The 13,901-nt window shown below is 48.6% G+C and carries 12 protein-coding genes; 6 read left to right on the plus strand and 6 right to left on the minus strand.

The features are described from left to right. Positions 1–25 precede the first annotated feature (25 nt). The 5 genes from pckA to ACKPVM_RS08325 all read right to left on the minus strand — a co-directional run bounded on the left by pckA (position 26) and on the right by ACKPVM_RS08325 (position 6,157). Complete coding sequence (pckA, locus tag ACKPVM_RS08305) at positions 26–1,645, minus strand: phosphoenolpyruvate carboxykinase (ATP) (protein ID WP_409308524.1); 1,620 nt, start codon at positions 1,643–1,645, stop codon at positions 26–28. A gap of 297 nt (positions 1,646–1,942) precedes the next feature. After that, positions 1,943–2,803: an Hsp33 family molecular chaperone HslO gene (gene hslO / locus ACKPVM_RS08310; protein ID WP_409308525.1), complete on the minus strand. Its 861-nt coding sequence runs from the start codon at positions 2,801–2,803 to the stop codon at positions 1,943–1,945. A gap of 48 nt (positions 2,804–2,851) precedes the next feature. Further along, a complete protein-coding gene (gene hslR / locus ACKPVM_RS08315) occupies positions 2,852–3,268 on the minus strand; it encodes a ribosome-associated heat shock protein Hsp15 (protein ID WP_409308526.1) in 417 nt (138 codons plus the stop codon). A 53-nt stretch (positions 3,269–3,321) separates the two neighbouring features. After that, positions 3,322–4,008 carry a GMP/IMP nucleotidase gene (gene yrfG, locus ACKPVM_RS08320; RefSeq protein ID WP_409308528.1) on the minus strand — a complete coding sequence of 229 codons (687 nt, stop codon included), beginning with the start codon at positions 4,006–4,008 and terminating at the stop codon, positions 3,322–3,324. Between the two features lie 10 nt (positions 4,009–4,018). Further along, positions 4,019–6,157, minus strand: coding sequence for an IgaA/UmoB family intracellular growth attenuator (locus ACKPVM_RS08325; protein ID WP_409308530.1), 2,139 nt, complete (start codon positions 6,155–6,157; stop codon positions 4,019–4,021). Positions 6,158–6,588: 431 nt separating this feature from the next. Here ACKPVM_RS08325 and nudE point away from each other — a divergent pair, with 431 nt between their 5' ends. Beyond that, entirely contained in the window at positions 6,589–7,146 is a 558-nt protein-coding gene (nudE, locus tag ACKPVM_RS08330; protein ID WP_409308531.1) for an ADP compounds hydrolase NudE, read from the plus strand. A 163-nt stretch (positions 7,147–7,309) separates the two neighbouring features. On the opposite strand, the gene mrcA is transcribed toward nudE, so the two are convergent. Further along, on the minus strand, positions 7,310–9,865 hold the full coding sequence (gene mrcA / locus ACKPVM_RS08335) for a peptidoglycan glycosyltransferase/peptidoglycan DD-transpeptidase MrcA (protein WP_409308533.1): 2,556 nt from the start codon (positions 9,863–9,865) through the stop codon (positions 7,310–7,312). A 176-nt stretch (positions 9,866–10,041) separates the two neighbouring features. Between mrcA and pilM the strand changes: the two genes are divergently transcribed. Genes pilM through hofQ form a run of 5 tightly spaced genes read left to right on the plus strand, consistent with a single transcriptional unit; the run spans position 10,042 to position 13,779 of the window. Continuing rightward, on the plus strand, positions 10,042–10,893 hold the full coding sequence (gene pilM / locus ACKPVM_RS08340) for a pilus assembly protein PilM (RefSeq protein ID WP_409308534.1): 852 nt from the start codon (positions 10,042–10,044) through the stop codon (positions 10,891–10,893). Between the two features lie 2 nt (positions 10,894–10,895). Further along, the gene (locus ACKPVM_RS08345; RefSeq protein WP_409308536.1) at positions 10,896–11,465 is read left to right on the plus strand and encodes a PilN domain-containing protein; all 570 of its coding nucleotides are present in this window, start codon (positions 10,896–10,898) and stop codon (positions 11,463–11,465) included. Next, a complete protein-coding gene (locus ACKPVM_RS08350) occupies positions 11,458–12,042 on the plus strand; it encodes a hypothetical protein (RefSeq protein WP_409308538.1) in 585 nt (194 codons plus the stop codon). The genes ACKPVM_RS08345 and ACKPVM_RS08350 overlap by 8 nt, the downstream gene beginning before the upstream one ends. Then, entirely contained in the window at positions 12,035–12,442 is a 408-nt protein-coding gene (locus ACKPVM_RS08355; RefSeq protein ID WP_409308539.1) for a DUF2531 domain-containing protein, read from the plus strand. Before ACKPVM_RS08350 ends, ACKPVM_RS08355 begins: the two co-directional genes overlap by 8 nt. A 56-nt stretch (positions 12,443–12,498) precedes the next feature. Continuing rightward, a complete protein-coding gene (gene hofQ, locus ACKPVM_RS08360; protein ID WP_409308541.1) occupies positions 12,499–13,779 on the plus strand; it encodes a DNA uptake porin HofQ in 1,281 nt (426 codons plus the stop codon). Positions 13,780–13,901 lie beyond the last annotated feature (122 nt).

Raw genomic sequence — 13,901 nt, forward strand, 5'->3', positions numbered from 1 at the left:
TGTGAAGGGGAAGGCGGTTGGATGTTTACAATTTCGGCCCTGCGGAAACCAGTGCCGCACCTGCTGGCGCATCCGTATACTTATCAAAGTTGGTGATAAACCGTTGCGCTAGATCTTCCGCTTTTGCTTGCCATTGTGATTGCTCGGCATAGGTATCGCGTGGATCAAGAATCTCAGGGTCAACCCCTGGCAAAGACATTGGGATAGCCAGATTAAAGATAGGCAACGTCTGCATTTCCGCGTCATCAATGCTGCCATTCAGAATAGCGTCAATGATCCCGCGAGTATCTTTAATCGAGATACGCTTCCCGGTCCCGTTCCAGCCAGTGTTAACCAGATAGGCCTGTGCGCCAGCCGCCTGCATCCGTTTAACCAAGACTTCCGCGTATTGTGTGGGGTGCAGCGACAGGAATGCCGCACCAAAACAGGCGGAGAACGTCGGTGTTGGTTCGGTAATACCACGCTCGGTGCCGGCCAGTTTAGCGGTAAAGCCGGAAAGGAAGTGGTATTGCGTTTGGTCTGACGTCAATCGAGATACTGGCGGCAATACGCCAAACGCATCCGCAGTCAGAAAAATCACTTTCGTGGCATGTCCAGCTTTGGACACCGGTTTAACAATGTTTTGAATATGATAGATGGGGTAGGAGACACGGGTGTTTTCCGTTTTCGAACCGTCATTGAAATCGACTTGCCCATCTGCCAGTACGGTGACATTTTCCAGCAGGGCATCACGTTTGATTGCGCCATAGATATCCGGTTCAGCTTCTTCGGATAGCTTGATGGTTTTGGCGTAGCAACCGCCTTCAAAGTTAAACACGCCGTCATCATCCCAACCATGCTCATCATCGCCGATCAATTGGCGTTTCGGGTCGGTTGATAGGGTGGTTTTTCCTGTGCCGGATAAACCAAAGAAAATAGCCACATCGCCTTGCTCGCCGACGTTAGCTGAACAATGCATGGAAGCGATACCTTTCAATGGCAACAGGTAGTTCATGATAGAGAACATCCCTTTCTTCATTTCGCCACCGTACCAGGTCCCGCCGATCAGTTGGATTCGTTCCGTCAGATTGAAAGCAATGAAGTTTTCGGAGTTTAGCCCTTGTTCCTGCCATTGTGGATTAGTGCATTTAGCGCCATTCATCACGATAAAGTCGGGTTCAAAATTCTGTAACTCTTCATCACTCGGACGAATAAACATGTTTTTGACAAAGTGTGCTTGCCAGGCAACTTCTGTGATGAAGCGTACTTTTAAGCGACTATCCGGGTTAGCGCCGCAGAACGCATCGATGATGAACAGGCGTTTATCAGAGAGTTGTTGGGTGACGAGCTGTTTCAAATGCGCCCAGGTTTCCTGGTTCAGCGGATGGTTATCATTTTTGCCTTTCCCCTGATCGGACCACCATACCGTGTCGCGGGTCACCTCATCACGAACAATATATTTATCTTTGGGAGAACGGCCGGTAAAAATACCGGTATCAACAGCAACGGCACCTAGCTGGGTTTCTATTCCTCGTTCATAGCCTTGTAGGGTGGGAGAAAGTTCTTCTTTGAAGAGAAAATCATAGCTGGGATTGTAGACAATCTCGCGGACATCATGGATTCCATAAGCGGCGAGGGCTTGCGGCGTAATACCTTTCATCTGCATATCGCTACTCCTTAATTGTTATAGAACTTTATCCCGCTGGGCGATCCTGCCCGTTTTGCACGTCAAGCATGGTGATGCTGATAAACGCCCACTGGGATAGGCTCTTAATAGCCATTGTAAGGCGCGAATCCATTTTAACCGCGATAAGAATCATAAAATTAAACAAATGTATTGGGGACTTTGCACATATGGCGGGAGGCGCAGATTGGCAAATGACATAAAAAGGGGCGCAGACCGCGCCCGTTGGATGAGATGACTGTTTTGATAAGACGATCGTTTTAAACGAATCTAACTATTTTAGTGGACGGTGGGATTGCGGATAGTATCAATATCCTGAGCGCTGAATTGATAGTGGCTACCACAATAATCACAGTGCATGTCTATTTCTCCATCCTGCTCCAGCATCTCGTTGATTTCGTCTGAAGAGAGCGTCATTAACGCATCTGCACACCGTTCACGTGAACAGTGGCACTGGAAGGTCACATCCTGCGGGGTGTATAGGGTGACGGTTTCCTGATGATACAGGCGATACAGTACTTCATTAGCTGGCAGGGAAAATAGCTCTTCAGCTTTGATGGTACTGGTTAATTGTGCCAGATGATCGAAATCATCACGCCCTGAATGTTGTGCGGGCAAAACCTGAAGCAGCATACCTGCGGCGGCGTTCTGTCCCTGATATTCCCCTGTGCGGATGAACAGTCGAGTCGGTAGTTGTTCGGATTGTTGAAAATAGTTCTCCAGGCAATCGGCCACGGTATCGCCATCCAATCCCACAACGCCCTGATAACGTTCACCTTCCGTTGGTGTAATGGTAATGACGAGATAACCATTGCCAACCATGTCTTTGAGCGAGCTTCCGGCTTTGATATCACCCTGAAGGCGAGCCACCCCACGCATTTGCTGCAAATGATTGCCGTTGATGACAACCAATTTGAGCGGCCCATCTCCCTGGAGCTGAACGGTAATATCGCCACTGAATTTTAGTGTGGCGGTCAGCAGACTAGTCGCAACCAGCATTTCACCGAGTACGGTCTGTACCTCTGCCGGATAGTCGTGATTGGTCAGTATGTTCTGGTAGGTATCGCTGACCGTCACCAATTCGCCACGAACGGCATAGTTTTCAAACAGGTAACGATGTAGTTGGTCATAAGTGGCCATAATGGGTTCTCTCGTGGTGATAACAGCGATGTGATACCGGTTGTGAGTCTATTGGTTATCTTCTCGATCGCTGTATTTAAATTTAATCAGGTCGCGCCGCTCTTTCTTGTCAGGGCGGCGATCGGGGTGCGGCATCGTTAGTGCGTTCATCTTTCGCGCCAGCGCCAGTTTTTCCCTTTTTTCTACGCTGCTGTCCGTTTCCTGATACAGCATCTGGGCATCGGTTGCCGTGCGGCGTTGACCACTTAGCGCCAGTACAATGACGGTTCGTTCATCGTTTCCCTGACGCAGTTTGATTTCAGCATTCAGTTCAACCAGCTTGCTCGGTTTGCCCCGTTGTCCGTTGTAATGCACTTTGCCGCCATCAATCATCTCACGCGCAATCGCTCGGGTTTTATAAAAGCGAGCGGCCCAAAGCCATTTATCCAGACGGACGGCATCGTCTGACTTATCAGTTGCTTTCATTATGCCTCCTCCTGTTACAGCCTCATGACGTGCTGTCAGCGTGTCTCTACCGCTTAGCTACACAGAATCGAACGGTGCAGTGATGGCAAAAGCGTCAGGTAATCATTCATCGCCGGATGATGTTGGAATGATTTTTCCTGTTGACTGGAATCTGGGTTGCTGACGCCCAGACAATAACGAATACCAAATGTTTTCGCGGCATCCAAAATCGGTTCACTGTCGTCAACAAATAACGTTCTGGTCGGGTCAAACTGAGTTTGTTGCTGTACGGCCTGCCATAATCGCTGATTTTCTTTCGGATACCCATAAGTGTGGGTGGAAAGCAATAAATCAAGGTGCTGATCCAAACCGGTATGTTCTATTTTCACCGCCAAACTATGTGGGTGGGCGTTCGTTAACAGGATGGTCTGTTTTTTATGCTTACGCAGTGCGTCTAAAAAGGGCGTGGTGTCTTCACGCAGGCGAGCGCGGGAACCGATATCTGTCGTCATTTGATAGATATCTAATCCTAGTCGTTCGCTCCAGTAATCAAAACAGTACCAGTTCAACGTATGTTGGACGGCCTGATATTCCTGCGTGATCAGTTGCTTGGCATGTTCAAGACTTACACCGCGTTTGTTACTGATAGATTGTGGTACGAGTTGCAGCCAAAAATAATTGTCAAAGGCGAGATCCAGTAACGTGCCATCCATATCAAGGATGACCGTATCAATATTGGACCAATCGAAGTCGGGGGCCATAAATACTCCATCAAGGCAGGAGTGCGTGATTGCGCTGAGCGGTTCCTGTCATATTAAAACGTTTTGCATAGTAATACTGGATACTGGTGATCCGTTGTTTACTCTTACGTATTTTGAACCAAAAAAGTACAAGATTGACGAGGAAAATAACGGAAAACAGGAGCAAAAGCAGACAACTTCCCAGATAACGCCAGAGCGTAATGACGTCTGGCTCGCTATGAAGGCTAATATGTTGTGTACCGTTAGCATCGGTATTGAGTTGCGTGATGACGCCAGCGGCATTAAACGGCGTGTGTAGTAGCATGGCGGATAAACGTTGCAACTCCTGCCACTGATCGGATGCACGATATTCATTGAGTGGCATAGGAGGAAGAGGATGGCTCACGAATTGATGCCCTTCATCGCTGCGAATAAAGAACCCTCCCGGCGGTGGGCTATTCAGCGAGTCTGCTGCGCTATTGATTTCCTGATAAAAGAAAAACTCAGTGGAGCTATTGACGAGGGACTCAAGTGTTTCCGCGCTGACGGGACGGAGCAATACGTTCATGCCCTTTAATGCCCCCGAGTTTGCCCGTCTGACCAGCATGTCCCAGGTTTTTACATTACCCAGATTGGTGAGAGCGTTTTTTAGTCGGGCACAGTCACTTTCCTGCTCACAAAGTGCCTCGGTTTTCAGTACGATATCAGAAAAATTATTGAGTAAAATCATGCCTGATTTCTGGATGGCCGAAGCAAGTTGTGAATTGACCTGACCCTCTTTATCCGTTGATGGATGTAGCTGACTATTTACCGTCTTTAGCAAAGCGGATGCTTTTTCAATGATGTCAGATTCAGGGAGGGGGAGTGGTTCCGCTTTATTCCAGTAAATTGCCGAGCAGTCAAAAGGGGCAAAGGCATAATTTTGCGACGCAGCGGTAGGATAAACACTGGTTGGAACGTAACACATACCCGCCCCTGTGATTTCCAGCATATCACCGACTTTGAGCTGCATTTTTTCCAGTTCTTCCACCTGAGTGACATTGATACGCTGTGCGCCATGAACCCATGCCATGCTGAGTTTCAAAGGGAGTTCCAGCGGAACATAGGTAATTAAGAGTATCAGGCTGAGGAGCGAGCCGGCCGCGAGGAGTAAATTTCTTCCCCACCGCTGTAAAGGAAAGTATTTCACCTCATTATGCAGTGACAGGTGTTCACCTTGCCGGATCACTTGTCGATTCAAATAGATATCAACATCGGTTTTTTGCCCGAGATCGTGAGCGATATAGGGTTGCCAATGTGGGGGATAAATCAGATCGATATTTCCAAGAGAAACATTGCCCAATGGGCCTTGGTTTGATTCGCCAAACAGGCCGAGGCTTCGCGGAGTGCCGTGTAAACAGTGCACATCTTGCAGTTCTTTTTCTGAAGGTTGGCGAAACCACTGCCAGATACTCCAGGCGGCGAGCAGGGTAGCTGAGCCGATGAGCCAGGGGAGCAAGGTAATGGGGCTGTTCAGGCTGATGAACAGCAGTAAAAATGACAGGCATAGCAGCGCGGCTTCTTTCAATCCGGATGCATGATGAATCGCTCGCTCTTCTCTGGTTTCCTTGCGAATCGTAACCAGTTCCGCGTTTTCATTGCTTTCCTGACTGATCGAAGCATTAGGTACCGGAATATCGGGTGGGGAAATAACGTCGAGGTTGTTGATACACTCAGAAAGTAAGTGCCCATTGAGTGAAATGACTAACGGAATTGAACGGGTTTTGAGAAGTTCAACGTTGTTGTGTTCGGTAATGTATTGTTCCCAGCAAGGAGGGAGATGAATTTCTTGCGCATCAATATAATAACGCCACTTATTTTGGGCATCAGTACTTAGACCATAACGTGTGATGGTATGCGTAATCGGGTACACACGATTGCTTTGTAATAAGCGAGGAAGTCGCGGTTGCGTGTTCGGGGGATCGAGCGGTGCCGTTTTCTGCGTGTTTTCCTGAGCAAGATACAGCTCAACGACCCGTCGCTCTTCCTGTGTCAGTTGGCGAGGTAACGATTGCGTGGCAGGCGATGGCGTCGTGAATGACAAGCGTGCACGCATACGGTAAACCACAAAAACACCAACGGCGATTAGACAGGCAAACAATATCGCCAAGATGGTAAATATTGTGCTCATCTCGTCTCCATTCCAAAACAACCTGCTCCTTGTGGCCGGAGTTTAACAAACTTATGCAATTGATGATAACCCGTATCGTCTTGTTTTCTGAGATTAATACTGAAAAGCAATGAGAACTGACTGCGCAAGGAGAGAATAGTAACAAGCAGGAGAAGCTGACTAAAATAAGGATCGTCTGATTTTTTTCTAATGTGTTGACTTTTGTAGGGACATTTTAAACATTGTGTAATGTATGTAAGTTGTTGCAAAAAAGTAATTCATGATTGGCAATAGTTGCAGAGAAAGTGCCGTTAACGCACAATGTGAGCAAGATCAAAAAAGGATATTACGTTCCCTTTTCATTAGCGACGCACCAGTATAAATGGCAGGATGCCTGCCATATGGGTTGAATCAGGGTGTCGTTCTGGTCGTAATATTTTTACGAGGCCATTATGAGTCATAACCTGAAAACCCCAAAAATTCTCAAAGTAGAAACTATCGCGCGTTCACGCCTCTTTAATGTTGAATCTATCGATTTGGAATTTAGTAACGGTGTGAGACGGGTGTATGAACGAATGCGCCCCTCCGAACGTCAGGCCGTGATGATTGTCCCCATTATTGATAATGAGCTGTTGCTGATCCGCGAGTATGCTGTGGGGATCGAGCAATATGAGCTCGGATTTCCAAAAGGGCTGATTGATCCTGGTGAAACGATCTTTGAAGCGGCGAATCGTGAATTGATGGAAGAAGTTGGGTTCGGGGCAGAGAAGATGGAATTGCTGGCAACATTGACGATGGCACCTTCCTATTTTTCCAGTCAGATGAATATTGTGGTGGCGCGTGGTTTATATCCACAGAAGTTGGAAGGTGACGAACCCGAACCGATGCCACAGGTACGTTGGTCGTTAGATAACATGATGTCATTGCTACAACAGCCTGACTTTCGCGAAGCGCGTAATGTCAGTGCACTATTTCTGACGAGAGATTGGCTGAACCGTTCGTCACGTTGATGGAAGGATAAACATTCCCAATGTTGATGCCAGCCCCCCCTTGTTAAGGGAGAGGCTGAAAGAGGGTAATAGCGGAAAAGTTGTCAACCGGTTTGCCTGTAACCTCAGGCTCACGACTTTTGGTTCTTCCGCTATTTCGCCACATGATCAGAACAATTCATCATTAGAACAATTCTTCGCTCTGCCCATTGTCCATCAACGTCGTACCGACTTCATGTACTTCATATTCGCTTGGCTGTGTGCCTGTAATAAAGTACTCAGACCGGCTATTTCCGCCACCGTTAGACAATTTTCCACTGTTGCGATCGATAGTGACGCTAACAATACCTGGCGGCGGTGTCAGTGGTTGCTCCGGAATACCGGCCAGCGCGGCTTTCATAAAGTCATCCCAGGCTGGCTGGGCGGATTTTGCGCCGCCCTCGTAGCCTGAAATCTGATCTTTAATCACGCCAGACGCGCTGCTTGCACCAAGATCGCGGCGATGATCGTCAAAGCCAATCCAGACGGAGGTCACCAGATTGGGACCATAGCCGGAGAACCAGGCATCTTTGGAACTGTTTGTCGTCCCTGTTTTCCCGCCAATATCACGGCGTTTTAGATCCCGGCCCGCACGCCAACCTGTCCCCATCCAACCAGGCTCACCGAAGACATTACTGTTCAATGCATCTTTGATCAGGAAAGCGAGCGGAGTACTAATCACATGTGGTGCATAAGGTTGTGCGGTACTTTGTTGTGCTTCCTGCGGTGTAACGGGCTCAAGCTGCGGCATTGGCAGTATACCCTGCGGGTTTTCCTGAGAGGTCGCAACATTTTCCATACTGTCGGTAGACAACACGGCGGAACGTTGGGTTTCGCCATACACTAGCGGTAAATTACAGGTATCGCAGACCACTTTGGGCGTAGCGGTAAAGACGGTCCCGCCAGCTTCACTTTCAATTTTGGTAATGAAATACGGATCGACTAAATAGCCGCCGTTAGACATCACCGCATAACCTCGCACGACCTGCAATGGTGTGAATGACGCAGCACCGAGTGCGAGTGATTCAGTGTGGACGATGTTTTGTTCAGGGAAACCAAAACGCTGTAGATATTCGGCCGCATAATCAACGCCCATTGCTCGCATGGCGCGAACCATGACCACGTTCTTGGATTGTCCCAACCCCTGGCGCAATCGGATCGGACCATCATAAGTTGCTGGCGAGTTTTTCGGGCGCCAGTCAGAACCGGCCCCAGCATCCCAACGGGTAATCGGCACGTCGTTGAGGATGGTTGCCAATGTCAGACCTTTGTCCATTGCCGCAGTGTAAAGGAATGGCTTGATGTTCGAGCCAATCTGACGTAATGCTTGCGTCGCGCGATTGAACTTGCTTTGGTTGAAGTCAAAACCGCCGACTAAGGCCTCGATCGCGCCGTTTGTGGGATTAAGCGAAACCAAAGCCGAATTGACATCGGGCACCTGACCTAACCACCAATCGTTATCGACTTTCCGTACCCACACTTGTTGACCTGTTTGCACGACGTCCGTTACGCGTTTAGGTGTCGGGCCTTGCTGGGTATCGGAACGGTAAGGTCGTGCCCAACGCATACCCGCCATTGGCAGGGAAACATTGCTGCCGTCAGACAACATGGCAATCGCGCCATCGGCAGCCGTGTTGGTAATAACGGCTGGGAATAGCGGACCATAAACGGGTAACGTTTTCAGCGCGGCGACAATTTTTGCTTGATCCCAGGCGCTTTCACCCACTTTCCACAACACCTTCTCAGGGCCGCGATAGCCATGGCGCATATCATATGCCATGACGTTATTGCGTAATGCATCCTGAGCGGCCAACTGTAATTTTTTGGTGATAGTGGTGTAGACCTTGTAGCCATCGTTATAAGCGTCGTCGCCATAACGTTTCACCATTTCCTGACGCACCATCTCCGCAAGATACGGTGCTGAGAAAGCAATTTGCGGGGCGTGGTAGTTAGCATCCAGCTTTTCGCTACGGGCTTCATCGTACTGCGCCTGAGTGATGTAATTTTCATCTTTCATTCGGGCTAATACGACATTACGACGTGCGATGGCACGATCATAGGAGTAAAGCGGGTTAAAGGTGGACGGTGCTTTCGGTAGGCCAGCAATCATCGCCATTTCACTGAGCGTTAGCTGTTCAACCGAACGACCAAAGTAAACATGAGCCGCTGCACCAACGCCATAAGCTCGATAGCCGAGATAAATCTTATTCAGATAAAGCTCAAGTATTTCTTCTTTAGTGAGCAGTTGCTCAATGCGGATCGCCAGAAACACTTCTTTGATTTTACGTGTCAACGTGCGTTCAGGGCTGAGGAAGAAATTTCGGGCAAGCTGTTGCGTAATGGTACTGGCACCTTGAGAGGCGTGACCGGAGGTTAACGCAATAGACGCGGCACGAATAATACCGACCGGATCGACGCCGTGGTGTTCATAGAAACGGCTATCTTCCGTCGCAATAAACGCGTTCACCATCACGGGAGGAATTTGATCCAGTTTGAGTGGAATACGGCGTTTTTCGCCAAATTGTGCAATCAAATCGCCGTCGGCGCTGTACACCTGCATAGGCGTTTGCAATCGAATGTCTTTTAGTGTGGCGACATCGGGCAATTGTGGTTCGATATAACGGTACAAACCATATATCGAGGCAGCTCCCAACAGGATGCAAGTTACTGCAAGGATGAGTAAATACTTTACGAACTTCACCTGAGATTTTCCATTCAGTAGCGTTTGGACAGTTTATAAACAATTGAGCGCTAGTATAAAGGTAAGCCAGCACTGTGGATACGTTCTTTTGTACCCTTCATCTTTTGAGTCGCTGGTGTCACCTTCCCGCAACTTGAAATCGATTGGGTATCTTAACTAAGGATATCGGGTTGAACATGGCTTATCACATCTGGCGGGTTGGGTTAGATATACAAAATGGTTTTATGCGTGCGATGGCGGTTCAGCCCCGTCGTGGTGGCTGGCAACTTCGCCATTGGTGGCAGTTTCCATTGCCAGATGAAACGTTACGCGCAGGTAGTTTACACGATACTGAGGTTCTTTGTGAGGTCTTACTGAAATGGCGTCGGTTATTACCTCGCCATATTTCATTGAGAGTCGCTTTCCCCGCCGAGCAAGTATTGCAGCAGCGGTTGCCAGCACCCGATAACCGATTAAAAGAACCTGAACGAAGTTGGTACATTGAAAGTATGGCTGCAAGAAAGTTACCGATCAGTAGCGATTTATTATCCATTGACTATCGTCCCGATCCTTGTGCGCCGACGTCATTGGTTATCACTGCTGCAAAACGAAGTGAGTTGACTCGCTGGCTGACCTGTTTACACGATGTGGGTCTCACGCCCGATATTGTTGATATTTCAGCAAGTTCCATTCGTAGTATGGCCATGTTTGCCGGACTTAAAATTAATCGAATTTTTTTGCATCGTCTGGTTGATAGTTGGCTCTGGGTGTCGCCACTTAACCATGCCTTTCATTTTGGTGTGATTCACGGTGACGAAGGGGGCGAGAGTTCTGAAATTTTGCCATTGGTTCGCTCTCGCTATGGGGAGACCGTTGATGATGTGGCGTATTACAGTTGCTCGTCCTCTGCTTTAGTCGTACCTGAATCAACGTCATTACAACCATGGTCACCCTTGACGGTGTTTAGCCATATGCAGCCTCCCTTACCTGATTTTCCCTCGGCTTTTGTGATTGCGAGTGGTTTAGCGTTACGTCCGGAGGATGTCTGAACATGCTGTTGGTAAACCTATTACCTTGGCGTCAGCATCGGTTACGAAAACACGCCAGACTTTGGCTGATGATCTTGTTTCTGCAACTATTGGTCGCGACTGCGTTTTTTGGCACCGTTTATTCGCTTTGGCATCGCCAGTATATCCAGTTGCAGCGGGAACTTCATGAAGTCTCCGAGCGACGGCAACAGCGTCTTTCGCACTATCAGCAGGTTCGCCAGGTATGGGAAACATTGCAGAATCATCAGGCTCAACGTGAGGCTGATAGGCAGGGACGTCACCATAACCAGCGTTATATCAGCGTACTGGAACAACTCTCTCCTATGGTGCCCGAACGCCTCTGGTTAACCGAGATTATCGATCGTGGTACGCACTTATCGATTGTTGGAATGAGTGAAAATTATCCTGAAATCGTCAATTTTAACCGCACGTTGGGCCGTCACCCTGCTATGGCGCGGGTGAGTGTAGTGAATGCGGTCAGGCTGCAAAATGGGCATTCACTCCTGCGTTTTTCCCTCCGTGCCGATTGGCAACTCAAGGGACCCGACGTTCAAGGTGTCGATCATGACTAACTCAATGTTCAACTGGACACGTTGGATAAGCCAGCCATTCTGGGTTTTGGCAATGGTGCAGATTGTTGTGGTGACGGTTTTCATACTGTTGGGAAACGAGACGATTTTGGGAGGTGTAAGGCAGGAGATCGTGGATATTAAACAGCAAATCGATGAGCAATCACAGGCGCTACACAATATTCAGCAGCAACTGGCGATGATGCCCTTATTGGCCGATATGCAGGCGCAATTGGCCACCGAAACAACCGATCAGCCCCCATTCCATACGGATATGCTAGCGCAATTGGTCGCTCATCCGCTTTCTCATGCGGGGGCGGTACTGCTTTCCTTACAGCCAGAACAGCAAAAATCACAGACTACCTCGATGGGGGATGCATGGATATTGACCTTTCGTGCCGATTATTTGGGGTTGTTAACGGTGATTCGTCAATTTACTGCGTTGCCTTATGTTTTACGTATCGAACGGTTGGCTGTGAGATCGACAGAGACCCCTTTGCGTGCGGTGGCGGATCACACGCTGCATGTGGAAATGGTGGTCATGAGACCGATAGGTCAATGGAGTCAGCGCATTGAATAAGATTGCCTGTCGTGTACGAATGATGCTGTTGTCCGCGATGTTGGGGCCGCTTATTGCTGCTCATAGCTATTCGTCAACGGAGAATCTTCGCGATCCCTTCCACCCTGTTGTCGCAGTGCCCTGCTCTCAAGCAGATACAACCCCGCAGTGGCAGCTAAAGGGCGTGATGGGCAGAGCAGGAGATTGGGTCGGGTGGTTAGCTCAGCCAGATAGCCAATGGTTAAAATTGAAGCAAGGGGAGGCGATACCTTCAAGCCACTGGCAAGTAAGCCAATTGGATAAATTAGGAATGAAATTAACGCTAGTAGCACAACTAAGGGATTGTGATGGTCAGGCAACGACAGTGTCGCTGACATCTCCGTTCATTAACCAGCGTAATGTTCGCCAGTCATCGCGTTAAGTTTAGGTATAGCTGCGACGGTATTGACAACGATAATGTGTATAACAAGGACGGTTATGAAGCATCGATTAATACAGAAGATAATACTGAGTGGAATCGTGTCCACGTTACTGTTTCTTAGCCTATCGGTGATGGTAAAAGCTGAAACGAGAGTGTCTATGGCATTCGAGGACGCCGCCATTCAGCAGGTACTACAGGCATTAGCAGATTATCAGAAATTGAATTTGGTTATTGCCCCTGGGGTTGAGGGAACGCTGAATGTTAGGCTGGATGATGTCCCCTGGCAGCAAGCTTTGGATATTATTTTGCGTATGGGGCAGTTGGCCGTGGAACGTGACGGTAATGTCTTGTTGGTCTACCCGGCTGAATACCTTGAAGCCGTTGAGAATAGAAAACAGGAACAGCTTGCCCAGCAAATACAAAAACAGCCGTTACAGAATCTCTCCGTAACATTACGTTATGCGGATGTCGCAGACGTCGCAACCAGCGTGCAATCACAAAAAGGGTCCTTGTTGACGGAACGCGGCACCGTGACGGTGGATAAACGAACCAACACGTTGCTGATTCGTGATACTGCGTCAGCTTTGGAGCAACTCAGACCTTGGGTTGCAGAGTTAGACTTACCTTTATCACAAGTGCAATTGGCGGCACATATTGTGACGATCAGCAGTGAAAACTTACAAGAACTGGGGGTTAACTGGGGTTTGGGAACCAGTGACACAGCGAATAAGGCACTCAGGCTGAATAATTTCAATGTCAGTTTACCTGTTGAAACGCCGACGGTGAACGCTGGGTTCCATTTGGCTCGACTGAATGGTCGATTGCTGGATCTGGAGTTAACGGCGTTAGAGCAGGAAAATCAGGTTGAAATTATCGCGAGCCCCAGGCTATTCACTGCACACCAGCAAACGGCCAGCATTAAGCAAGGAACGGAGATTCCCTACCAGGTGTCTAGTGGGGCTAGCGGGTCAACGTCGATTGAATTTAAAGAGGCGGTTTTGGGCATGGAGGTGACACCCAGTATTCTGCGTGCTGGGCGTATTACGCTAAATTTGAAAATTAGCCAGAATATGCCAGGACAGACGATAAAGCAGGGGGATAATGGCGAAGCGTTGGCGATTGATAAACAAGAAATACAAACTCAGGTTACGGTTGCTGATGGGGAAACGATTGTCTTGGGGGGGATCTTTCAGCAGCAGAAGAAGAACGGTCATCGCCAGGTGCCCGCTTTGGGCGATATTCCTGTCTTGGGGCATTTATTCAAAAATAGTTCTCAACAGCACACTCGAAGGGAATTAGTTATCTTTATTACGCCCACGCTCGTACCTGCGTCGTAGCTCGGTGATAGTAGGGTCCTCTGCTAACAGAAAAATGATGTTTTCATGACGGCGGTGTAATATTTTGATTGATTCGTGCCTTCTAAATTTGACGCTGCGGCGGATTTAGCTTACAAGGGTTA

This window comes from Pectobacterium hainanensis (genome assembly GCF_046237015.1).
GTDB lineage: Bacteria > Pseudomonadota > Gammaproteobacteria > Enterobacterales > Enterobacteriaceae > JBJYIN01.